Genomic DNA, 22069 nt, shown 5'->3' on the forward strand with positions numbered 1-22069 from the left:
CTAATTGTTGTCGGATGTTGCGCCTAGAAGGATGCGCGCAATGTGTGCAACGGCATCGTCGACATCGTCATTCACAACAACGGTGTCGAACTCCCCTTGCGCATCGAGCTCCTCGCGCGCGGTGGTGAGCCTGCGCTCAATCACAGCTTCCGTCTCGGTCCCACGACCCGTGAGACGTTCAACGAGGACTTCCCACGACGGGGGTGCAAGGAACACTGTACGCGCTTCAGGCATGAGCTGCTTGATGTTGCGAGCACCTGCGAGGTCCACCTCTACGAGTACCGGGCGCCCGTCTGCAAGAGCTTCACGGACCGGACCCGCAGGCGTGCCCGAGCGCTGAAGGCCTCCGTGAATGTCAGCCCATTCCAGCATCTCACCAGCATCGATGCGCTGTTGAAAATCATTCGAGGAGACGAAGTAGTAATCCCTACCATCGACTTCGCCCGGGCGTGGAGCTCGAGTTGTCATCGAGACAGAAAAGTAGAGGTCCGGCACCTCGCCGCGCAGGCGGCTAACCACCGTTGACTTACCTACGGCAGACGGTCCGGCCAAAACGACCAGCTGCCCGCGGGGCGCCACCTCAGCCATGTTTAGTTCTCTTCGAAGCCGAAGCGCTCGAGCAGAGCACGACGCTGACGCTCACCCAGGCCACGCAGGCGACGGGTCTGAGCGATCTCCAGCTCCTCCATGATCTCGCGAGCCTTGACCTTGCCAACCTTCGGCATGGCCTCGAGCAAAGCGGAAACCTTGGTCTTGCCGATGATCTCGTCGGTGTCAGCCTTCTCCAGCACGTCCTTGAGCGTGGTCTCGCCGCGCTTCAGGGAGGCCTTCAGCTCAGCGCGCTTCTTGCGAGCCTCAGCCGCCTTCTCGAGGGCTGCCTTGCGCTGTTCATCGGTCAACTGTGGAAGTGCCACGGGTTCCTCCATGTAGGTAGTTCATTCAATATGTTCAGGCCGACTCGTGCCGGCGCGGGGCCTCCTCCACACTCTGCGTTTCAGAAGGCGCACCGCATCCGACACAGTCTAACACTGCATCTGGTTGGCACCGGGAAAATGGAGCGCATTCTTGCTGCATTTCTCCATGTCACCGTTGCGACGCACCTAAACTACCAGGGTTTTTCTCAGCCGATGAAATGGACCCGCTAGTTATGGCTGTTTTACCAGTTCAGCGACACGTTTCCGCAGTTCAGTAACGTCCGGTCCAGCAGACAAGACGGAACGGGAAACATTCGGGAACACCAGGTGTGCGTTTGCACCTGCAATCTGCGCCGCGTCTTCCATCGTCGCTCCCTGCGCTCCGACCCCAGGCATAAGCACTGGAGCATTGAGCGCGTCGAGCACCGGCGGCTTCGCCACAGTTGCACCGACAACGACACCAACGTGGCCTACTGCAGCGCCCTGGTTGTACGTGGCGCATTCATCGACCATCCACTGCGACACCATGCGCCCATCGATTTCACTCGTCTGGAACGCTTCAGCTTCAGGGTTGGAGTTCGCAGACATCACGAACACGCCCTTACCGTGCGCTGCAGCAAGTGAGATGGCAGGCTCCAGCGACCCGACACCCAGATACGGTGTCAGCGTGAGCGCGTCCGCTTCCAACGGTGAGCCTGGTTGCAGCCACGCGGCGGCGTATCCAGCCATCGTGGAGCCGATATCGCCGCGCTTGGCGTCCGCGACGACGAGCGTCCCGCTCTCACGGAGTGCGGCGAGGGTCTCCTCGAGCACCGCGAAACCCGCAGAGCCGAACCGCTCGTAGAAGGCAACCTGTGGCTTGACCAACGCAACTGATCCTGCAAAGGCCTCAACACAAGCCGAGGAAAACCGTTGCAGACCATCAATGGTGTCCGGAAGACCCCACTTGTCTAGCAGCGCCGCGTGCGGGTCGATGCCTACACACAGTCGGCCATATTCGTTACCAGCGGCAACGAGACGCTCCCCGAAGGAGGCATGGGGCTGTACCACTACTGGCCACCCTCTGCGTTCTTGGAGACGCTGTGCTCGAGCTCCTGGAGGCTGGTCACATCAATGGAGTTGCTGCGCACTGCTTCGATGCCTTGGACTGTGGCGGTAACACCCTGCACATCGGTCATGATCGGTACATCCGCGATCACGGCTGCGGCACGGATGTCGTAGCCATCGTGGCGCGCGGTTGTCGAGCCCGCCGGAGTGTTCAGGATGAGATCAATCTCGCCGTCCAAGATCCGCTCCACGATGGAACGGCCCTTCGCACCTTCGCGGACTTCGGAGCCCTTGAGTGCTACTTCGCATTCGATGCCGTTGCGGCGCAGCATTTGCGCTGTACCTGCCGTCGCGATCACCTTGAACCCCATGGTGGACAAACGCTGGATCGGGAAGATCAGGGTGCGCTTGTCGTGGTTAGCCAGGGAGACAAAGACCGTGCCCTCCGTTGGCAGTTCGCCGTAAGCAGCGGCCTGGGTCTTAGCAAATGCCACACCGAACGACGGGGCAAGCCCCATGACCTCACCGGTGGACTTCATTTCCGGGCCGAGGATGGTGTCCAGAATCGACCCGTCTGGGCGGCGGAAGCGGCTAAACGGCAGTACCGCTTCCTTCACAGCGATCGGGTGGTTCAGCGGCAAGGATCCGCCATCGTAGTCGGACGGGATGAGGCCCTCGTCGCGAAGTTCAGCGATCGTCGCGCCGAGCATGACGCGTGCTGCAGCCTTCGCAAGGTGGACGCCGGTCGCCTTGGAGACGAACGGCACCGTACGCGACGCGCGCGGGTTTGCCTCGATGACGTAGAGGATGTCGTCCTTCAATGCGAACTGGACGTTCATCAGCCCCTTCACCCCGATACCGTGAGCGAGTGCCTCAGCGGAGCGACGGACCTTTTCAATGTCGTCGGGGCCGAGCGTCATCGGCGGAAGCGCACAGGCGGAGTCGCCAGAGTGAATGCCGGCTTCCTCGATGTGTTCCATCAGACCACCGAGGTAGACCTCGTTGCCGTCAGACAACACATCGACGTCAATTTCGATGGCGTTGTCAAGGAAGCGGTCCACAAGCACTGGGTGGTCCGGGCTGAGCTCGGTTGCGCGCTCGATGTAGTTGCGCAGGGAGTCTTCGTCATAAACGATCTCCATGCCACGGCCTCCGAGCACGTAAGACGGGCGCACGAGGACGGGGTAACCAACCTTGTTGGCCACTTCGCGAGCCTCTTCGAAGGAGGTTGCGGTGCCAAATGCGGGAGCTGGAAGCTTGGCTGCTTCGAGCACCTTGCCAAACTCGCCACGGTCCTCCGCCAGATCGATTGCCTCGGGGCTCGTACCGACGACCGGCACGCCCGCATCCGCGAGACGCTGCGCGAGGCCCAGCGGGGTCTGACCGCCGAGCTGCACAATAACGCCAGCAACCTCACCGGTAGCGGCTTCCGCACGGTAGATCTCCATCACGTCTTCGAACGTCAACGGTTCGAAGTAGAGACGGTCCGCGGTGTCGTAGTCGGTAGAAACGGTCTCCGGGTTGCAGTTGACCATCACGGTCTCGTAGCCAACGCGGGACAGTTCCAGGGCGGCGTGGACACAGGAGTAGTCGAACTCGATGCCCTGACCAATGCGGTTCGGACCAGAGCCCAGGATGATGACCTTGCCCTTGCTGTTTTCCTTTGCACCGGTGAACTGGTCAACCTCAGACTCGGCAGCCGGGTCGAGTTCGTACGCCGAGTACAGGTACGGAACCTTCGCCTCGTACTGGCCCGAGCAGGTGTCCACGGTCTTGAAGGTCGGGTGGATACCCAGCGTCCATCGCAGTTGACGCACGCCGTCTTCGCCCGCGAGTTCTGGGCGCAGCGTAGCAATCTGGGCGTCGGACAAGCCTTGAGCCTTTGCCTCACGCAGAAGATCTGCGTCGAGCACAGGGGCGTCGATAAGCACCTGGCGAAATTCGACCAGCCCAGCGACTTCCTCGAGGAACCACGGATCGATGCCGGAGGCTGCGTAGACCTCATCAACGCTCGCGCCGAGGCGGAGCGCAAGCTCGACATCGTAGAGACGCTTGTCGGTCGGCACCTTAAGGTCTTCGAGCACCGCTGCGACGTCATTTGCACGCTCTCCTGCGACGTACTCGTCGGAACGAGTCCAGAAGCCGTTTGGCTTGTCTTCCATCGAGCGCATGACCTTGTTCAGGCCCTGGATGTAGTTGCGGCCAATACCCATGGCCTCGCCAACCGCCTTCATGGAGGTGCCCAGAGTCTCGTCCGAGCCCGGGAACTTCTCAAAGGTAAAGCGTGGCATCTTGACGATGACGTAGTCGAGGGACGGCTCCTCAAGCGCAGTGGTCGCGCCACCGGTCATGTCGTTGGCAATCTCGTCGAGCGTGTAGCCAATAGCTAGTCGGGTTGCCACCTTTGCAATCGGGTAGCCGGTCGCCTTCGACGCAAGTGCAGACGAACGCGACACGCGCGGGTTCATCTCGATCGTGATCATGCGGCCGTCTTTGGGGTTGATGGCGAACTGGATATTGCAGCCACCGGTCCTGACACCGACTTCACGGATGATGGCCTTGCCTTGTTCGATCATCTTGGTGACCTCGGGCTCGGTCATCGTCAACACCGGCGCCACCGTGACAGAGTCGCCCGTGTGGACACCCATGGCATCCACGTTCTCAATCGTCGCAACCGTAATGCAGTTGTCATCCGAGTCACGAATGAGCTCGAGCTCGATTTCTTTCCAACCGAGGATGGATTCTTCAATGAGCACGTTCGCTTCTGGCGATGCGGTCAAGCCGTCGCCGGCGATGCGGTGCAAGTCGTCCATGTCGTAGGCAAGGCCGGAACCGAGACCACCCATGGTGAACGACGGGCGCACGACGACTGGGAAGCCGAGCTCCGCGACGGTTTCTTCCACTTCTTCCATGGTGTAGCAGACACGGGAACGGGCGGACTCGCCGCCGATCTTTTCAACAATGTCCTTGAACTTTTGGCGGTCTTCGCCGCGCTCAATCGCGTCGATGTCTGCGCCGATGAGTTCAACGCCGTGCTTTTCCAGAATGCCAAGGCGGTCGAGTTTGATGGCTGTGTTCAGCGCAGTCTGCCCACCAAGCGTCGGCAGAATCGCATCAACCGGGTGGCCTTGCTCTGCCTCGCGGGCGAGGATGCGGTCGATGTACTCCGGCTGGATCGGCTCTACGTACGTGTGGTCGGCGAACTCAGGGTCGGTCATGATCGTTGCCGGGTTCGAGTTCACCAGGGTGACGCGCAGGCCTTCTTCTTTGAGCACGCGGCACGCCTGGGTGCCGGAATAGTCAAACTCGCACGCCTGTCCGATGACGATCGGCCCGGAGCCGATGACCAGGACGTGGTTGAGATCTTCTCGCTTCATAATGTTTCTCCTGGTCTTTCTTTTAAGCTTCTTGCTTTTCGACGATTACCTGCACGCGCACCGACTTACCCTCGTGCTGCGCCTGAGAGACGTGGCGGACCAGCCTGCGGGTGTCTACACCCCAGATGCCGGTAATGCCCTGCGCCTTCATTTCTTCTTCCAGGCTGTGCTTTGCTTCCTGGTTCGATGCGATGCGAGCGAGATCGCGGATCACCACGGCTTTTGCCGTGATTGCTGTACGTTCCTCCCCTGCTCCTTCACCTGTCCAGCCAACATTGCCGATGTGCGGTGTAGCGAACACCAGGATCTTGCCGTCGTTATCGGCAGAGCACATTTCGCGCTCGTAACCGAACATATCGATGATGCTCTTGAGATCGCCTTCAATGTCACCTTCCGGTGCTGCGCCGAAGACGAAGCCGGTGAATTTCTCGCCTGTGTCGAGGACGAGTTGTGCGCGGGTGCGCTGCTGCTGTGTTTTTGTCATGGGTTTAGGCCTTCTTTGCAGAGTAGGTTTGGGTGCCGCGCAGCCAGGTGCCAACTACGCGTGCGTTAAATTCGATGCCTTCGTAGGGAGTGTTCGACGCCTTCGACGCCATATCCTTGCCCTTTGCGGTCCAGGTGTCCTGTGGATCAATCAAGGTGAGGTTTGCTGGCTCGCCAACCGCGATCGGACGGCCCTGGTCCTCAAGCCGCAGAATTTCGGCAGGGCGCTCGCTCATGACCTTGGCCACGAAGCGCCAGTCAGCAAGACCCGATTCGACGAAGACTCGGTGCACGATCGCCATGGACGTTTCTAGGCCGAGCATGCCTGGCTTGGCGTGCTCGAACTCCACGCACTTGTCTTCAGATCCGTGAGGAGCGTGGTCGGTGGCGATGACGTCCACGGTGCCGTCGAGAAGCGCTTGCTTGAGCGCTTCAGCGTCGCGCTTTTCGCGCAGTGGAGGGTTGACGCGGAACAGGCCGTCGTAGGTGGACAGCATTTCGTCGGTAAGCAGCAGGTGGTGCGGGGTGACCTCTGCCGTAACGTTGATGCCCTGTGCTTTGGCGAAGCGAAGCAGCTCGACCGTGCCTTCGGTCGACGCGTGGCAGAGGTGGTAACGACCACCGTAGTCACGAGTCATGATGGCGTCGCGTGCGACGATGGATTCCTCCGCGACACGTGGCCAACCGCGAAGCCCCAGGCGCGCTGCCTGCTCGCCTTCGTGGGCGACAGCGCCCTCGGTCATGCGGTGATCTTCCGCATGCTGGGCGAGAATCACGTCGTGTGCCTTGGCGTATTCGATAGCGCGGCGCATGAGCTGCGGGTCGTTGACGCACTTGCCATCGTCGGAAAACATGCGCACACCGCTGCGGGCCATCAGACCGATCTCGGTGAGCGTCTTGCCCTCGAGTCCCTTGGTAATCGAGCCCACCGGGTAGACATCGCACTTACCGTACGTCTGGCCCTTCTCCCAGACCGCCTCGGCGAGGAACGGCTGGTCGATCACCGGGTTGGTATTCGCCATGGTGAATACAGCGGTGAAGCCTCCCTTGGCGGCAGCATCCGAGCCGGTAGCGATGGTTTCGGTGTCCTCGCGGCCCGGCTCACGCAGGTGCACGTGCATATCGACGAGACCAGGAAGCAACACGTTGCCACCACAGTCGATGGTTTCATCAGCATCGTCAAACGGGTTGTCCCCAATGGAGTCGATGACACCGTCTTCCACGTCAATGAGAATGCTGGTCACGTCCTCGCCATATGGACGAACGTTGTTGAGTGCAAGCTTGGTCACTTGATCGCTCCTTCTTCGCCGCCAGTGCCGGCGAGCAGTGTGAACAACACGGCCATGCGGGTGTACACGCCGTTAGAGACCTGGCCGAGAACGACAGCATTGTCGCGATCGGCCACGTCGTAGTTAATTTCCATGCCACGCAGCATCGGACCCGGGTGCATGATCAACGCCGAATCCTTCATGCGGTCGGCTCGGTCAACGCTCAAGCCGTACAAGGTGGCGTACTCGCGGTGCGACGGGAAGAACCCGCCGTTCATGCGCTCGGCCTGCACGCGCAGCATCATCACGACATCTGCGTGCTCAATCTCGGCATCGAAGTCATACGAGACACGTGCCGGCCAGAACTCCACACCGGTAGGCAGCAGCGTCGGCGGCGCAACCAACACAACCTCTGCGCCCAAGATGTGCAGTAGATCCACGTTGGAGCGAGCAACACGGGAGTGCAAAATATCGCCGACGATCAGGACGCGCTTTCCAGCGACATCGCCAATGTGCTGGCGCATGGTCACCGCATCCAGCAAAGCCTGTGTCGGGTGCTGGTGCTGGCCGTCACCTGCGTTCACGATGCTTGTATTCGGCAACCACTTGGCCAGAAGCTGTGCAGCACCCGAAGCAGGGTGGCGCATGATGATCGCGTCTGCACCGATTGCCTCCAAAGTTGCAGCGGTGTCTTTGAGCGATTCACCCTTCTTCACCGAAGATGAAGACGCAGACAGATTGATCACATCGGCGCTCATCCACTTGCCCGCTGTCTCAAACGACGAGCGGGTACGCGTCGAGTTCTCGTAGAACAACGTCATCACAGTGCGGCCACGCAGGGTCGGAAGCTTCTTGATCTCACGACCATCCAGAGCTTCCCGGAAGCGGTCCGCTTCATCCATCAGCTCGATGATCTCTTCGCGGCTGAGATCTGCAATATCGATGAGGTGCCTCATTTACGCCTCCCGTTCCAGGGTCACGCGATCTTCACCGTCGAGCTGGGCGATCGCGACAGTGACATCTTCGTCCTTCGATGTGGGGATGTTCTTGCCTACGTAATCCGCGCGGATTGGCAGCTCCCGGTGGCCACGATCGACCAGCACTGCGAGCTGGATCGCGGCTGGCCTACCGATGTCGCGCAGCGAATCAAGGGCGGCGCGAATGGTTCGGCCGGAGTACAAGACATCGTCGACAAGCACGACAATTGCCCCGTCGATGTCGACCGGAATGTGGGTTGGGCGCAGTGCCCGATGTGGCTTGTCGCGGAGATCGTCGCGGTACAAAGTGACGTCGAGACTGCCTACTGGCACGCTCACGCCTGAAAATTCTTCAACCGCTTCCGCAATACGCTGCGCTAACGGAACACCACCGGACGGGATCCCCAGCAGAATGACCTGCGGTCCGTCTCTGTCGTCCAGCGTTGTCTTCTCGATGATCTGGTGCGCGATGCGTGCAACAGTGCGACCGACGTCCTGAGCGTTCAGCAGCTCAACCGTCGACCGTTCGTTTCCACTCATCGAACCTCCTTCCCCGCCTCTCTGTGCGGCATTTAAAGGAAATATCGACGCGGTCCCGCCTATCGGGGCCGTGTGAAGTCTCGGAGACTGCGCTTCACATTAGCACCAGCACCGCGCCATCGCGAGGAGTTTCACCCAGATGGGTATTCTCGCAAGTGTGACTACAGAAGAGACTGAAGCCATCCAGCCCAACGAGCACCCAGAACGCAACGTTCCGGAACCGGTGACTACCGAAGCAATCGCCGCGATTTTTGAGGAAGAAAACCTTGAATACCGCGTCGAAGATCAAGCCGTGCGCTCTGGTTTTATCAACGCAGCAATCGTCATTGCCCTCGACGGCGATCACCTCATCTTCGAGGCCCTGTGGCGTGGCGAGTTTCCCCGCGATAGCGCATCGCAGGTGCTGTTTGCCTGCAACGAGCACAACCAGACGCATTTTGCACCGACCCTGCGTTTCTTCGAACGCGGTGAGGACAACCTGGCTGTGAGCGCCATTCGCTCGATGAACATCGCCGATGGAGCCTCATTCAACCAGCTCGGCTCTTTCATTGTGACGTCTATCGACGCCACGCTTCAGGCATTCGACTACCTCAAAACCACTTTCCCGACCGTCGTGAACTGGGAGGAACCGCAGCAGTGAGCACCGCAACTCAAGTAACCATCGACCGCGTCATCGAAACGATGGCGAAGCAGGGCATCGAAGTTTCCGACGACCCGTCTGGCCGCGCAGGCCACGCCCATTACAAGGGATTCAACCTGCTGTTTGTCCTGTTGGACTCAGTGTTGATCCTGCGTGCGGACTCGGTTACCGACACCCCGTCCGACACGCCCGATGCCACCTTGTACCTGGCCGCAAACCAGGTCAACAGCTCGTACCTCGACGCGCGTGCGCTCGTGGTCAACCGCACCGAGACGATCGTTGTGCGCACCGAATCGGAAATCGCGATCGGCGCAGGGCTAAGCGACGAGCAACTCGCGTCCTCGCTCAAGGCCGCTGTTGCTGGTGTGTTGGAAACCCAAGATGCCATGCAGGTGCTGGTGGGCGAGATCAAGCGCACCGCTGAGGAAGCAAGCGCAGCGCAGTCTAAATCTGCGCCTGCCCCCGACGAGGACTAGGAGTTCTCCAATCGCTCAAGCTCGACTTCAGCGTCGAAGTCGGGCTCGGGCCACGTCGGGTTGAGCGACTCTAAAGCGTCGTAAAGCAACGCTTTCACCACACTGCGGCAGTACTTCTTATCGTCCGAAGGAATGCAATACCACGGCGCAGATTCCGTCGACGTGCGCGTCATTGCGATCTGATACGCCGCCATGTACTGGCTCCAGAGCCGACGATCATCGATATCACCCGGGTTGTACTTCCAGTGCTTGTCTTCCCGCAGAATGCGCTTCTTCAGGTTCTCTGCCTGAAACTCCCGTGAGATGTGTGGCATCACCTTGATGATCTTGGTGCCACGGGCGGCAATCTCCTGTTCAAACTCAACGATTGCTCCGTAGCGGCGCTCAATCTCCTCCGGTGAAGCCATCTGTTTCACGCGCTGCACAAGTACATCTTCGTAATGGGAACGGTCGAAGACACTGATCTGCCCAGGTTTTGGGAGGTGGTCGTAGAACCGCCAGAGGAAATCATGAGATGCCTCCTCCTCCGTTGGACGCCCGAACGCCTGGACGTGTACGCCTTGAAGGTCCATGGTCGCACCGACGACGTGGCGGACGATCCCGCCTTTGCCTGACGTATCCATCCCCTGCAGCACCAACAGCACCGAGCCCGCATCCTCGTTGCCTACGCGACCGTTGGCGTACAGCCGCCTTTGCAGGTCATCGAGTTCATCGTCGTAGTCATTAAACACCTCAGCGGCATCCTTCACCCCGGGTGTCGCTGTTGGATCTACATCCGCAAGTTGAAAGTCGGGACCGACCCGAAATTGCTTCGCTTCTTCAACAGTGAGTTTCGACATGGCATCCTTTCTTGAAGATCGTTCGCATAACAAAAGCCGCTACTGATGTCTGCCTCTTCCGCACAAAATACGGCAAGTGCGAACAACAATCAGTAACGGCTCCAATGCGCTTCGCAAATACTGAGGAAGCTACTCCTCGTCGCTCTCGGTGTCGCCGAGGCCGTCAGGTTGACCCTCCTCCTCGTCGGCATGTTCACCATCAGGTACAACGAAAAACGGAGAATTCGGATCAACGGACGAGGCAATCCGATCCAACACCGCGTTGATGTAGGGCGCAGCCTTGGCACCTGAGTACTCAGACGCCATCTCGACCGCTTCCTTGATCGAGATCGGCGCATCGACCTCGTCGTTAAACAAGATCTCCCAGGCGGCCACGCGCAGGATCTGACGGTCGACGGCTGGCAGACGAAACAGCTCCCAGTCCTCGCTGAGTGAGCGCTCAATCGCATCGTCCAAGTCGTCGAGCTTCTCCGCAGCGCCTGCGACAATCTCGCGAGTGTAGTCAGCAACCGGCGCAACTGCGTTCAACGGATTGCGCGAAAGCTCCGTGCGGTCCTCAACAATCGCAACCGGGTCGATGTCCCGTGTCTCAGCCTCGAACAGCATGTCTACTGCACGACGGCGCGCCCGATACCGAGCGCCATGACGTTTGTAGTCGGGCATTAGTTGTTCACGCGAGAGAGGTACTCGCCAGTACGTGTATCAACCTTGACCACGTTGCCGGTTTCCAGGAACAGCGGAACCTGGATCTCAGCACCGGTCTCCAGCGTTGCCGGCTTGGTACCACCGGTGGAACGGTCGCCCTGCAGACCCGGCTCGGTGTGCTCGATCTTGAGGTCCACAGAGATCGGAAGCTCAGCGAAAAGTGCTTCACCCTCGTGGAAAGAAACCTGAACATGCATGTTCTCCAGCAGGAAGCGTGCTGCATCGCCGAACTTGTCGGCCGGCAGCTCGAACTGCTCGAAGGTCTTGTCGTCCATGACAACGTAGCTCGTGCCGTCGTTGTACAGGTAGGTCATATCGCGACGATCAACCGTCGCGGTCTCCACCTTCACACCTGCGTTCCACGTCTTCTCAACGGTCTTTCCGGAGACGACATCCTTAAGCTTGGTGCGCACGAATGCCGGTCCCTTACCGGGCTTGACATGCTGGAACTCAACGATCTGCTGCAGTTTGCCATCGACCTTCAGCACAAGACCGTTCTTAAAATCGGCGGTAGTTGCCATGGGTGGTACCTTCCTCGTAATTGTTTCGGAACGTGTACAAACACAGCAATGCTACAGCACCGTCAATTCCTTCGGGTACTTGGTGATAATCCGTGGCTTCCCTGATGTGATGATCAACGTGTCCTCGATACGCACACCGGTCTTGCCCGGAATGTAGATCCCCGGCTCAATGGTCAGGGTCATACCTTCCTTTAGGTCTCCCTTGCCGGTCTGTGCGGCAGACGGGGCTTCATGCACGTCCAGGCCGACACCGTGGCCAGTGGAGTGAACGAAGTACTCGCCGAAGCCTGCCTCTTCAATAACGTCGCGGCAGGCCTTGTCTACATCCACAAGTGCCGTTCCCGCCGTGGCTGCCTTCACGCCAGCAAGCTGGGATGCAAGCGTCACTTCGTAAATCTCGCGCTCCAACTGACCGATTTCCCCGATAGCAAACGTACGGGTCATATCGGAGTTGAACCCGAGGCGGTGCATACCGTAATCAATGGTCACCAAATCGCCTTCGGCGATAAGACGGTCGCCGGCCTGATGGTGTGGCTTCGAGGCGTTCGGGCCGGAGGCGACAATCGTGTCAAAACTTGGGCGTTCTGCACCAAGTCGACGCATGCGGTACTCAAGGTCAGCGGCAATGTCACGCTCAGAACGGCCTGCTCGCAATTCTCCTGCGGCGACGAGTTCCTCCAACGCCTGTGTGGCCAGCTCGGCAGCCTCAGTCAGACGGGTGAGTTCAAGGTTGTCCTTAAACAAGCGGATCCCTTCAATCACGCCAGAAACCGGCACAAGGGTTACGCCCTCCGGGCATGCATCCTCGAGGCGCTTGAGCTCCGCAACGGAAACGAAATCGGCCTCATAGCCCACACGGTGGCCTTCGGTAACCTGCGACAACAACTCGGTTGCTGTCGCGCGAGCAATCGTCGCCTTGATATCCGGGACCTCTTCAGCAATCTGGGTGGTGTAACGACCGTCGGTTGCGATCTTCGCAGTACGGTCTTTCGACACCAGAAGCGCGCCGTTCGAGCCGGAGAAACCAGACAGGTAACGCACGTGGGTCAAATGGGTGACCAGCATGTCGTCGATACGCTGTGCCGCAAGTTGCGACGAGAGTTTCCTCCGACGAGTTTCAAAACGAGTATCGGCCAATGCCATCATTTCCTCCTTGCGAAGTAGTCCAACGCGAGCCGGTAGCCTTCCGTACCCAACCCCGCGATCACGCCTACGGCGATTGGCGAGAGGTACGAATGGTGCCTGAACGACTCGCGCGCGTGCACGTTCGAAATATGCACCTCAATAAAACCTTGGTGATCATTTAGTTCTACCAGTGCATCACGAAGCGCAACCGAGGTATGGGTAAAACCACCCGGGTTAATGATCACCGGCCAAGTGTTATCGGCTGCTTCATGCACCCAGTCAATGAGTTGGCCCTCGTAGTTGGACTGGCGGCACTCCACTTCAACCCCAAGATCGGCTGCGTGATCGTGCAATTGCTTTTCGACGTCCGCCAGCGTGACCGTCCCATACACCTCCGGTTGGCGTTTGCCGAGTCGATTGAGGTTCGGACCATTGAGTACCAAGATTTTCATGTTCTACTCCGAAATCTTTGCGTACGCCGCGCGCATCTCTTCCACAGTTGCGTCCTCCAGGCGAGTGCAGGACCCAAGGCCGTCCAGGACGACAAATCGGATCTTGCCGTCGCGGTTCTTCTTGTCCAGAAGCATCGCCTCATGCAACTCTTCAAACGCACCGGCCTCGTAGCGCGTGGGAAGTCCCGCACCACTGATGACGGTCTCGTGGAGGGCGACCAGGTCATCGTCGATAAGCCCGCGCGCATGAGCAAGGTGTGCCACAAACATCATGCCCACCCCGACGGCATTGCCGTGGCGCCACATGTAATGCTCGCGACGTTCGATCGCATGGCCCAGAGTGTGGCCATAGTTAAGAATCTCGCGCAGCCCAGCTTCCTTGAGGTCCTCCCCCACGACCTTGGCTTTTACGCTGACAGAGCGCTCGACAAGCTCCGCCCAGTGATGCTCTGGGCCCTCCTGATAGAGCTCCAAAATCCGCGGGTCCGCAATAAAGCCCGTCTTTACCAACTCAGCAGAACCTGAAACAACCTCTTGCTCAGGCAGCGTTGCAATACGAGCGAGATCAATAAACACCGCATTCGGCTCGTGGAACGCACCGACGAGATTTTTACCTGCGGTCGTGTTGATGCCAGTCTTGCCGCCGACTGCCGCATCAACCATGGCGAGCAATGTCGTCGGCACATGCACAACCTTGATGCCGCGCATCCACGTGGCCGCGGCGAAACCGGCAAGATCTGTCACAGCGCCGCCACCCAAACCGACAACGGCGTCCTGGCGCGAGAACCCGTGCTCCCCCAACACGTCCCACAAGTGGGAAAGCACCGGAAGATCCTTTCCAGCCTCCGCATCGGGAACACATGCCAAGACCGGCGCCAGGCCCGCTTGCTCAAGCATGTGCTCAAGGTCCTCAGCAACGGCACGCAACGGTTCCTGGTGGACCACCAGCACACGGCGTGCGCCGGAATCCGCAAGGTGACCTGCTACGGCGTCAAGGTTATTGCTGCCAATATGAATGTCGTACGGACTTGGGCCCGTGACGGATACCACTGCCATTGTTTGCTCCTTCGCTTGACAGAACTGAAGCCTGACGGAAACTACTCGCCGTCGATGAAACCCAAAATCTCTGCGACAACACGCTGCGGTGGCCGCGCGTCCGTGCGGACGCGGAACGTGGCCACTTCGCGGTACAGCGGTTCACGTTGATCCATGAGGTCGCGGTAACGCTGCTCGCGATCATCACTGTCAAGCACTGGTCGAGTGGAATCCTGTGCTGTGCGGCGAATACCCTCTTCCGCGCTGACATCGATCCAAACAACAGTGTGGCGCTGCAGCAGCTGTCGCACTTCCTCGGTCACGATCGCACCGCCGCCGAGGCTGACTACCCCACCGGTGGCCAGAGCACGTGCCACAAACCCGACTTCGAGCTCACGGAAGGCATCCTCACCCAACTCGGCGTACACCTCGCCACACGCTTTGCCTTCAGCCTGTTCGATGAGCAGATCCGAATCCATGATCGGCAGGTTCAGCGCGCTAGCTATTCGACGACCAATCGTTGACTTACCCGACCCCGGCATACCGACGAGCACCACGCGAGGAGCCGTATGAACCGTCGCCGGACTTGTATTTGTTGACTCCTCGTTGCATGCCTCTACTGCCTGCAAATCAGTGAGCTCAGTCATCGGCATCCCTAACTTGATCAAACGCAAGACGTTGTGCGACGTACTCCTTGTACGACTCTACGTTGCGCTTCACCTCCTCAATCGTGTCTCCCCCGAATTTCTCAGAGACAGCCTGTGCCAGAACAAGCGCAACCATTGCCTCTGCAACGACACCACCAGCGGGCACGGCACAGACATCGGAGCGTTGGTGAATCCCCGTGGCAGCGTCGCCGGTGCTCATATCAACCGTCTTCAAGGCACGAGGGACAGTCGAGATGGGCTTCATCGCAGCGCGAACGCGCAACTGCTCCCCATTCGTCATGCCACCTTCGATACCGCCTGCACGGTTGGTCAGCCTCCGCACACCATCTTCGGTGCGCTCGATTTCGTCGTGTGCCTGCGATCCACGGCGACGCGCCTCCTCGAAACCGTCGCCGATTTCGACGCCTTTCACCGACTGGATACCCATCAGCGCGCCTGCCAACTGCGCATCCAAGCGTCGTTCGCCAGAAATGTGGGAGCCAAGGCCGATCGGCAGCCCATCCACAATGACCTCAACGATCCCGCCGAGCGTGTCGCCCGATTTCTTCGCAGCCTCAATGCACGCGACCATGTCCGCCTCGGCGTCCTTGTTAAACGCACGAACAGGGGAAGCATCAATTGCCTCAATATCGGCGAAGCTTGGCGATTCTCCTGCGTACGGCACCGACTCCCCAATCGACACCACATGGGAAAACACCTCAACCCCGAGAACCTCACGCAGGTAGCTACGGGCAACCGTACCGGCTGCTACGCGGGCAGCAGTCTCTCGTGCAGAGGAACGCTCAAGCACAGGACGTGCAGAACCGAAACCGTATTTGATCATGCCGGCGAAATCGGCGTGCCCCGGACGCGGACGGGTCAACGACGCACCGCGACCAGAGCTCAACTCTTTTGCCACCTCAGGGTCAGAGGCATCAACCGGCTCAGCAGACATGATCGTGGTCCACTTCGGCCACTCGGTGTTGCCAATCTGGATAGCCACCGGGCTACCGATAGATGAGCCGTGCACGACGCCCGTCAGCAAAGTGAGCTCATCTGCCTCAAACTTCATTCGCGCGCCACGGCCATAACCGAGACGGCGACGAGCGAGCTGATGAGCAATTTCTTCTTTCAATACCGGCACCCCAGAAGGCATGCCCTCAACGAGGGCTACGAGGGCCTGGCCGTGCGATTCACCGGCTGTAGTCCAACGAAGCATGGCGACATTCTCGCACAAGCAGCTGCGATAGATGTGCTTATACCCCGAAATACATTACGACGAGCCACGTTGTGGCAAGCATCGATGGACCATGTGCGACGGTTCGGCTGCGACTTAACCACGCCATTAAGACTGTGAGCAGGCCGGACACACCAATCGCAACGAGTACCGCCGGCAGTTTTCCGGAGATCACACACACCATCGCCAGCGGCAGCGCCAACTTAACGTCCCCACCACCGACCCCCTGAGGCGAAAACAGATACAGCCCCGGCCACAGCAGTGCCCACAGCAACGTCGCCTCGCCAAGAAATGGCGCGAGAAGGCAAGCAATCAGCGCCACAATGGCCGGCGGCACTGTCAGCGCATTCGGCAGACGCCGAAACGCAACATCAAACACCATCAGGGCCGCTGTCCAGCAGGCAGCAACAGTGGCCCCCAAAACTCCCCCGAATTCCATATGGACAGCGTACCGAAGTTGAGTACTTCGAACCGCTCTGGCAAGCGAGCTGCTTCTTACGAGTTCGCGTGCCGCATCAGCGCGTCGCGCATCGCCTGTCGCGGTGCGTCCACACCGGTGAATTGCTCGAACTGAGCGTACGCCTGTCCGGCAAGCATCGACAGTCCACCAACGGTGCGGTAGCCGTTCGCTGCAGCCTCTACGGCGAGCCGCGTGGGCCACGGGTCGTAGATCACGTCAAACACCGGGGCGTGTGCAAGATCGGATGCCACGTAGTCAGCTGCCCCGGCGGGGACAGTCGAAATGACGAGGTCCGATGCGGACGTAATGTCCGCTAGAGGTGCCTCGAAATCCACGAAGTTAAGCACCATCCCCGCAGCAAGGTCTGTGTACTCCCCGCTGCGGTCAGTGCGGTTGACCACGGTTACCTCACGGACTCCGATATGCCGCAAGGCCCACATGACTGCGCGCGCTGTACCGCCCGCGCCAACGATAACGGCGTGAACCGGGGAATCGGGACCAAGTAGCTCCCCAATGGCAGCAATCACGCCCTCGCAGTCAGTGTTGTCGGCGCGCCAACGGTTGTCGTCGATACGCGTCAGCGTGTTTGCGGAGCCGATCTCACGTGCCCTGTCAGTGACTTCATCCGCCACCGCGAGAGCGGCAAACTTGCACGGCATGGTTACAGAAAAGCCCCGGAAACTCGGATCGGCGTTGCGGACGAGATCAGCCAAATCATCCGCAACACACTGTTGGCGCGAGTAATGCCACCCAGTGAGGTCCGCCGCCTCGTAACCCGCATTGTGAAGAACCGGCGATAAGGAGTGCTCGATCGGTGAACCGAGGACCGCTGCCCGATTCGTCACAGTCCCCGACACAGGTTTGGCTGAGTTCATGCTGCGCGAGGACTCCATAACTAACGCTGCGAGTCCAGGATGCCCGACTCGATCGCGCGCTGCGTGTCATTGAGGTGCTGCTCGAACGTGTCGTTGAAGATGGTTGTGCCGTCCTTGTCCACGGTGACGAAGAACAGCCAGTTGCCGTCAGCTGGGTGCTCTACTGCATCGATCGCCTCAATGGACGGAGATGCAATCGGCGTTTGCGGCAGGCCATCCATTGCGTACGTGTTCCACGGAGTAACCCGCTTGCGGTCTTCATCTGTGGTTGCAACCTCAACGCTCGGCAGCCCGTAGTTCACCGTGGAGTCGAATTCCAGTCGCATCGGCTCATCGAGACGGTTCAAGATGACGCGAGCGACCTTGTCAAACTCTCCGGCCGGCGCCTCACGCTCAACCAAGGACGCAGCGACAAGCAACTCGTACGGGCTCAAGCCAATCACTTGCGCGCGGTTGACAATGTCGGTTGCGTCATACTGCTTCGCAGAGCGCGTCACCAGATCCGAAAGAATATCCTCGGCGCTCGCGTGCGGGTCGATGATGTACTCACCAGGGGCAATGAGGCCCTCCAAACGCTTCGCGTCGCCAGCACGGGCAGCAACCGTTTCACGAGCCCACTCCGGCACACCGAGCTTCTCAGGATCACTGTTCGCCGCAGCGTTGTTCAGCTTCTCCACGTTGACACAATCCGGTGTTACCTCCTCGCCACAGGTAGCCGACTGGATCATCGAGAAAATACCGAACCGAGTCTGGCCGCCAACGACGTTGATATCCATCAACGTCGCACCCCCGTAAACCTGCAGAGGGGTGATGCGCTGCGCGGGATCAAGGAGTGCCTCAACCGCTGACTTCGCGCTCATTTTGCCCTGCAATCTGTAGAAGCCAGGCTGAATGTTTCCCGCATCAGGGTTATTCGCTGCCGCTGTTTGGAAAGCACCGTCGCTGGCAACAATGCCGCGCTCTTCAAGCTCTGGGCCAAGCGCTGACAGGCTCGATCCCTCCTTGATTTGAACGACCTGTTCCTCACCGTTGCCTGCACCCTCAAAGTCTGCCGAACCCGAAAGGTTGCGCAAGACGGCAATCCAAGCGACAAGGCCAATGATGAGCAAAATGGATGCGACTAGCACCGCGGTGCCTCGGGTACGCCGGCGTGCGGCTTCACGGGTAGACACGGTTAGTTCTCCTTGAGGTAGTTCAGTCGGCCGTCAAGCCACGATTGCAAAATCTCTACAGCAGCTGCTTGATCAATGACCGCACGGCCTGCTTTCTCATTCACACCAGACATCCGCAATGAATGCGTCGCAGCAACTGTGGTGAGACGCTCATCCGCCATCCGCACCGGCACATCGCTACGCCGGCGAATACGGAATGCGATTTCCTTCGCATGTTTCACGCTTTTTGATCCATTGCCTTGCAGATCACGAGGAAGCCCCACAATGACTTCGACTGCTTCATTCTCAGCGATGAGTTCCAATATCCGCTCGATATCTTGCCCATCGCGGTCCTTGAAGCCGGTCACTCTGTCAATCGTTTCGACCGGTGTTGCCAGGCGGGCATCCCGGTCGGAGCGGGCAACGCCAATGCGCACAGTGCCGACATCAATGCCAAGTCGGCGTCCCGCACCGGGGTCGTCGACCCCAGGGCGATCTGGCTCCACCTTCATCGCTGCTCCTTTCCGTGTCTGCTGGCCTGGTCTCAACCTAGCCGTTAGCTGTGCGTCTCGTCGGACGCGCATTCGGCGTGTCAGCGTCGAGTTTGTCCGCGAACGCGAGGCTTAGTCCCGGCGAAGCCAGTCACGCACAGCGGACAAAGCAGCAGGAATGCCTTCGGGCTTCGCACCAGAGCCCTGCGCAAGGTCAGGCTTTCCGCCACCCTTGCCATCGACGTACTCGCCAAGCACCTTGACCACGTCTCCCGACTTGATGCCGTCTTCCACTGCAGCCTTTGTTGCTGCAACCGCCAGAGAAACCTTGTCGCCAACCTTCGAGGTCAGCACGATCAGCGCATCCTCGGACTGCAACTTGCCACGCAGGTCAGAAACAATCGTGCGCAGATCACCCGTGTTGATCCCGTCGGGCAGCTGCTTTGCGACGAGGCGACGCGCGCCGATGGTCTCTGCTTCCTCCGCAAGGCTTGCAGTGGAAGCCAACAGCTGCTGACGGTGCAGGTTCTCGATTTCCTTTTCAGCCGCACGCAGTCGCTCAGCAAGCTGGGCAATACGGTCCGGAAGATCTTCCGTCGGCGTCTTGAACTCCGCAGCCAGGCCAGAAGCCAGCGCTGCCTCCTTCGACAGGTACTTGAAGGAATCCATACCGGAGTACGCCTCGATACGGCGGGCTCCGGAACCGACCGAGGACTCGCCAAGCACGGCGACCGGGCCGATCTGGGAGGCGTGCTCCACGTGGGTACCGCCACAAAGCTCGACGGAAAACGGTCCGCCGATCTCGACGACGCGGACAACGTCGCCGTAGCTTTCGCCGAACAGCGCCATCGCACCCATGGCCTTCGCCTTGTCCAGCGTGGTCTCAATGGTGTTGACAGCAAAGTCTGCGTCGACAGCCTGGTTCGTGATCGTCGCAATCTCCTGCAGTTGTGCCTCGGTCAGCGCCTCGGTGTAGTTGAAGTCGAAGCGCAGGTAACCCGGCTTGTTCAAGGAACCAGCCTGGACTGCTGTGGGGCCGAGCACCTCACGCAGCGCAGCGTGAATGAGGTGCGTTGCGGAGTGCGCCTGGCGGGCACCGTGGCGCCACGCACCGTCAACCTCAGCCGTGACCGTCGAGCCGAGATCCAGTCCACCGTTTTGGACCGTCGCCTTGTGCAGCCACAGTTTCTTGCCCACGCGCTGCACGTCGTTGACGTTGAGGATCGTGTCCCCCATGATCAAGCGGCCACGGTCGGCCATCTGACCACCAGATTCGGCATACATCGGGGTGACGTCGAGGATGACCTCGACCTCGTCGCCCTGGGAAACCTCGCCAACTTTCTCACCGTCGCGCACGAGGCCAATGACCGTGCCGTCGTGGACCAACTGCTCGTAGCCGACGAATTCCGTCGGGTTGTTGTCAACCCATTCGCGGTACAGCGACTCGTCAACGTTGCGGTGCTTCTTCGCCTTGTTGTCGGCCTTCGCGCGCTCTCGCTGTTCCTGCATCGCAGCGTTAAAGGCATCCATATCGACGTCCAGGCCGGCCTCGCGCGCCATCTCGACCGTCAGGTCGATCGGGAAGCCGTAGGTGTCATGCAGCTCAAAGGCCTGATCACCCGGCAGGACAGCAGCACCCGAAGCCTTCACTGCGGTTGCGGCTTCGTCGAAACGCGACGTGCCGGATTCCAGTGTCTTGGAAAACGCCTTTTCTTCCGCAACAGCAACACGCAAAATGCGCTCGCGGTTGTCCGCGATCTCCGGGAAGGACGGCGTCATGGTGTCCATGATCGTGTTCATGAACGTCTCCATAACCGGCTTCGTCGCACCCAACAGACGCGCGGAGCGGATGATGCGACGCAGCAGACGGCGCAGGATGTAGCCGCGGCCCTCATTCGACGGGGTAACACCGTCGAGGATGATCATCATGCCGGTACGGGCATGGTCAGCGATCACGCGGAAGCGGACATCGTCTTCCTTGTTGCCGTCGTCGTACTTCGAACCGCTCAGTTCTACCGCTGCATCGATGACTGGGCGCAGAAGGTCCGTCTCGTAGACGTTGTCTACTTCCTGCAGGATGCAGGCCACACGCTCAATGCCAAGACCGGTATCGATGTTCTTCTGTGGCAGCTCGCCGACAATCTCGAAGTTGCCCTTCTTATCACCTTCGCCGCGAATGGACTCCATGAACACGAGGTTCCAGATCTCCATGTAACGGTTGTCGTCGGCGATTGGGCCGCCTTCCTTGCCGTACTCCGGGCCCCGGTCGTAGTAGATCTCAGAACAAGGGCCACACGGACCGGGGATACCCATGGACCAGAAGTTATCCTCCATGCCCATGCGCTGAATACGCTCTTCCGGAACGCCAATCTTGTCGCGCCAGATTGCGGCCGCCTCGTCGTCGTCAAGGAAGACCGTAACCCAGAGACGCTCCGGATCAAGGCCATAGCCACCGTCAGCAACAGCACCCGTCAACAGGTTCCACGCGTGAGTAATGGCGCCTTCCTTGAAGTACTGACCAAACGAAAAGTTGCCAGCCATCTGGAAGAACGTGTTGTGGCGGGTGGTGATACCCACTTCCTCGATATCGAGGGTACGCACGCACTTCTGAATCGATGTCGCCGTGCCATTGGCAAAGTCTGGGGTCTGATCGCCCAAGAAGTACGGCTTGAACGGCACCATTCCTGCGTTGACGAACAGCAGCGTCGGATCGTCGAGAATCAGCGAGGCGCTCGGTACCGGGGTGTGCCCGGCCTCAACGAAATGGTTGGTAAACCGCTCTCGGATCTCATGGGTTTGCACGCTTCGG

At 59.5% G+C, this 22069-nt stretch carries 23 protein-coding genes; 2 read left to right on the forward strand and 21 right to left on the reverse strand.

Annotation, left to right across the window (positions count from 1 at the left end; translation table 11 throughout):
- From gmk to pyrR, 8 genes are all read right to left on the reverse strand, one after another.
- Nucleotides 1-588, reverse strand: a complete 588-nt coding sequence (gene gmk / locus HMPREF2690_RS04390) for a guanylate kinase (protein ID WP_070423104.1) — start codon at nucleotides 586-588, stop codon at nucleotides 1-3.
- A 2-nt stretch (nucleotides 589-590) separates the two neighbouring features.
- Nucleotides 591-914: an integration host factor, actinobacterial type gene (gene mihF, locus HMPREF2690_RS04395; RefSeq protein ID WP_070423240.1), complete on the reverse strand. Its 324-nt coding sequence runs from the start codon at nucleotides 912-914 to the stop codon at nucleotides 591-593.
- A 231-nt stretch (nucleotides 915-1145) separates the two neighbouring features.
- A complete protein-coding gene (gene pyrF, locus HMPREF2690_RS04400) occupies nucleotides 1146-1964 on the reverse strand; it encodes an orotidine-5'-phosphate decarboxylase (RefSeq protein ID WP_070570393.1) in 819 nt (272 codons plus the stop codon).
- On the reverse strand, nucleotides 1964-5338 hold the full coding sequence (carB, locus tag HMPREF2690_RS04405) for a carbamoyl-phosphate synthase large subunit (protein WP_224212669.1): 3375 nt from the start codon (nucleotides 5336-5338) through the stop codon (nucleotides 1964-1966). The genes pyrF and carB overlap by 1 nt, the downstream gene beginning before the upstream one ends.
- Nucleotides 5339-5360: 22 nt before the next feature.
- On the reverse strand, nucleotides 5361-5822 hold the full coding sequence (locus tag HMPREF2690_RS04410) for a carbamoyl-phosphate synthase domain-containing protein (protein WP_070816216.1): 462 nt from the start codon (nucleotides 5820-5822) through the stop codon (nucleotides 5361-5363).
- A gap of 4 nt (nucleotides 5823-5826) precedes the next feature.
- Entirely contained in the window at nucleotides 5827-7110 is a 1284-nt protein-coding gene (locus HMPREF2690_RS04415) for a dihydroorotase (RefSeq protein ID WP_070451380.1), read from the reverse strand.
- Nucleotides 7107-8045 (reverse strand): aspartate carbamoyltransferase catalytic subunit, encoded by a 939-nt coding sequence (locus HMPREF2690_RS04420; RefSeq protein ID WP_070423099.1) that lies wholly within the window; start codon nucleotides 8043-8045, stop codon nucleotides 7107-7109. The genes HMPREF2690_RS04415 and HMPREF2690_RS04420 overlap by 4 nt, the downstream gene beginning before the upstream one ends.
- Nucleotides 8046-8606, reverse strand: a complete 561-nt coding sequence (gene pyrR, locus HMPREF2690_RS04425) for a bifunctional pyr operon transcriptional regulator/uracil phosphoribosyltransferase PyrR (RefSeq protein WP_070816217.1) — start codon at nucleotides 8604-8606, stop codon at nucleotides 8046-8048.
- Nucleotides 8607-8763: 157 nt separating this feature from the next.
- On the opposite strand from pyrR, the gene HMPREF2690_RS04430 reads away from it, so the two are divergent.
- A complete protein-coding gene (locus HMPREF2690_RS04430) occupies nucleotides 8764-9246 on the forward strand; it encodes a YbjN domain-containing protein (RefSeq protein WP_224212667.1) in 483 nt (160 codons plus the stop codon).
- Complete coding sequence (locus HMPREF2690_RS04435) at nucleotides 9243-9722, forward strand: YbjN domain-containing protein (RefSeq protein ID WP_070570403.1); 480 nt, start codon at nucleotides 9243-9245, stop codon at nucleotides 9720-9722. The genes HMPREF2690_RS04430 and HMPREF2690_RS04435 overlap by 4 nt, the downstream gene beginning before the upstream one ends.
- Here the strand turns inward: HMPREF2690_RS04435 and HMPREF2690_RS04440 are convergent.
- The 13 genes from HMPREF2690_RS04440 to alaS all read right to left on the reverse strand — a co-directional run bounded on the left by HMPREF2690_RS04440 (nucleotide 9719) and on the right by alaS (nucleotide 22062).
- Nucleotides 9719-10561, reverse strand: a complete 843-nt coding sequence (locus tag HMPREF2690_RS04440) for a PPK2 family polyphosphate kinase (protein ID WP_070570405.1) — start codon at nucleotides 10559-10561, stop codon at nucleotides 9719-9721. The two genes, HMPREF2690_RS04435 and HMPREF2690_RS04440, sit on opposite strands and share 4 nt — an antisense overlap.
- 129 nt (nucleotides 10562-10690) lie before the next feature.
- Complete coding sequence (gene nusB, locus HMPREF2690_RS04445) at nucleotides 10691-11224, reverse strand: transcription antitermination factor NusB (RefSeq protein WP_070820279.1); 534 nt, start codon at nucleotides 11222-11224, stop codon at nucleotides 10691-10693.
- Nucleotides 11224-11787, reverse strand: a complete 564-nt coding sequence (gene efp / locus HMPREF2690_RS04450) for an elongation factor P (protein WP_070451369.1) — start codon at nucleotides 11785-11787, stop codon at nucleotides 11224-11226. Before efp ends, nusB begins: the two co-directional genes overlap by 1 nt.
- Before the next feature lie 51 nt (nucleotides 11788-11838).
- Nucleotides 11839-12930, reverse strand: coding sequence for an aminopeptidase P family protein (locus HMPREF2690_RS04455; protein WP_070451367.1), 1092 nt, complete (start codon nucleotides 12928-12930; stop codon nucleotides 11839-11841).
- Nucleotides 12930-13364 carry a type II 3-dehydroquinate dehydratase gene (gene aroQ, locus HMPREF2690_RS04460; RefSeq protein WP_070423092.1) on the reverse strand — a complete coding sequence of 145 codons (435 nt, stop codon included), beginning with the start codon at nucleotides 13362-13364 and terminating at the stop codon, nucleotides 12930-12932. Before aroQ ends, HMPREF2690_RS04455 begins: the two co-directional genes overlap by 1 nt.
- Before the next feature lie 3 nt (nucleotides 13365-13367).
- Complete coding sequence (aroB, locus tag HMPREF2690_RS04465; protein WP_070451365.1) at nucleotides 13368-14420, reverse strand: 3-dehydroquinate synthase; 1053 nt, start codon at nucleotides 14418-14420, stop codon at nucleotides 13368-13370.
- Between the two features lie 41 nt (nucleotides 14421-14461).
- The gene (locus HMPREF2690_RS04470; protein WP_083284804.1) at nucleotides 14462-15046 is read right to left on the reverse strand and encodes a shikimate kinase; all 585 of its coding nucleotides are present in this window, start codon (nucleotides 15044-15046) and stop codon (nucleotides 14462-14464) included.
- Nucleotides 15039-16265 carry a chorismate synthase gene (gene aroC / locus HMPREF2690_RS04475; protein WP_070570409.1) on the reverse strand — a complete coding sequence of 409 codons (1227 nt, stop codon included), beginning with the start codon at nucleotides 16263-16265 and terminating at the stop codon, nucleotides 15039-15041. Before aroC ends, HMPREF2690_RS04470 begins: the two co-directional genes overlap by 8 nt.
- Before the next feature lie 37 nt (nucleotides 16266-16302).
- A complete protein-coding gene (locus HMPREF2690_RS04480) occupies nucleotides 16303-16722 on the reverse strand; it encodes a prepilin peptidase (protein ID WP_070451359.1) in 420 nt (139 codons plus the stop codon).
- Nucleotides 16723-16778: 56 nt separating this feature from the next.
- The gene (locus HMPREF2690_RS04485) at nucleotides 16779-17618 is read right to left on the reverse strand and encodes a shikimate dehydrogenase (protein WP_070771039.1); all 840 of its coding nucleotides are present in this window, start codon (nucleotides 17616-17618) and stop codon (nucleotides 16779-16781) included.
- 20 nt (nucleotides 17619-17638) lie between these two features.
- A complete protein-coding gene (mltG, locus tag HMPREF2690_RS04490; RefSeq protein ID WP_070451356.1) occupies nucleotides 17639-18790 on the reverse strand; it encodes an endolytic transglycosylase MltG in 1152 nt (383 codons plus the stop codon).
- A gap of 2 nt (nucleotides 18791-18792) precedes the next feature.
- Nucleotides 18793-19281: a Holliday junction resolvase RuvX gene (ruvX, locus tag HMPREF2690_RS04495; RefSeq protein ID WP_070423088.1), complete on the reverse strand. Its 489-nt coding sequence runs from the start codon at nucleotides 19279-19281 to the stop codon at nucleotides 18793-18795.
- Between the two features lie 111 nt (nucleotides 19282-19392).
- Nucleotides 19393-22062: an alanine--tRNA ligase gene (alaS, locus tag HMPREF2690_RS04500; protein WP_070820280.1), complete on the reverse strand. Its 2670-nt coding sequence runs from the start codon at nucleotides 22060-22062 to the stop codon at nucleotides 19393-19395.
- Between the last annotated feature and the right edge of the window lie 7 nt (nucleotides 22063-22069).

Source organism: Corynebacterium sp. HMSC034E11, from assembly GCF_001835905.1.
Lineage (GTDB): Bacteria > Actinomycetota > Actinomycetes > Mycobacteriales > Mycobacteriaceae > Corynebacterium > Corynebacterium coyleae.

What these genes read in the sequence shown, in the direction of transcription:
- gmk (WP_070423104.1), bottom strand. Translation starts at nt 588, where the DNA reads ATGGCTGAGGTGGCGCCCCGCGGGCAGCTGGTCGTTTTGGCCGGACCG.
- carB (WP_224212669.1), bottom strand. Translation starts at nt 5,338, where the DNA reads ATGAAGCGAGAAGATCTCAACCACGTCCTGGTCATCGGCTCCGGGCCG.
- HMPREF2690_RS04410 (WP_070816216.1), bottom strand. Translation starts at nt 5,822, where the DNA reads ATGACAAAAACACAGCAGCAGCGCACCCGCGCACAACTCGTCCTCGAC.
- HMPREF2690_RS04420 (WP_070423099.1), bottom strand. Translation starts at nt 8,045, where the DNA reads ATGAGGCACCTCATCGATATTGCAGATCTCAGCCGCGAAGAGATCATC.
- pyrR (WP_070816217.1), bottom strand. Translation starts at nt 8,606, where the DNA reads ATGAGTGGAAACGAACGGTCGACGGTTGAGCTGCTGAACGCTCAGGAC.
- HMPREF2690_RS04440 (WP_070570405.1), bottom strand. Translation starts at nt 10,561, where the DNA reads ATGTCGAAACTCACTGTTGAAGAAGCGAAGCAATTTCGGGTCGGTCCC.
- nusB (WP_070820279.1), bottom strand. Translation starts at nt 11,224, where the DNA reads ATGCCCGACTACAAACGTCATGGCGCTCGGTATCGGGCGCGCCGTCGT.
- efp (WP_070451369.1), bottom strand. Translation starts at nt 11,787, where the DNA reads ATGGCAACTACCGCCGATTTTAAGAACGGTCTTGTGCTGAAGGTCGAT.
- HMPREF2690_RS04455 (WP_070451367.1), bottom strand. Translation starts at nt 12,930, where the DNA reads ATGGCATTGGCCGATACTCGTTTTGAAACTCGTCGGAGGAAACTCTCG.
- aroQ (WP_070423092.1), bottom strand. Translation starts at nt 13,364, where the DNA reads ATGAAAATCTTGGTACTCAATGGTCCGAACCTCAATCGACTCGGCAAA.
- aroB (WP_070451365.1), bottom strand. Translation starts at nt 14,420, where the DNA reads ATGGCAGTGGTATCCGTCACGGGCCCAAGTCCGTACGACATTCATATT.
- HMPREF2690_RS04470 (WP_083284804.1), bottom strand. Translation starts at nt 15,046, where the DNA reads ATGACTGAGCTCACTGATTTGCAGGCAGTAGAGGCATGCAACGAGGAG.
- aroC (WP_070570409.1), bottom strand. Translation starts at nt 16,265, where the DNA reads ATGCTTCGTTGGACTACAGCCGGTGAATCGCACGGCCAGGCCCTCGTA.
- HMPREF2690_RS04480 (WP_070451359.1), bottom strand. Translation starts at nt 16,722, where the DNA reads ATGGAATTCGGGGGAGTTTTGGGGGCCACTGTTGCTGCCTGCTGGACA.
- HMPREF2690_RS04485 (WP_070771039.1), bottom strand. Translation starts at nt 17,618, where the DNA reads ATGAACTCAGCCAAACCTGTGTCGGGGACTGTGACGAATCGGGCAGCG.
- ruvX (WP_070423088.1), bottom strand. Translation starts at nt 19,281, where the DNA reads ATGAAGGTGGAGCCAGATCGCCCTGGGGTCGACGACCCCGGTGCGGGA.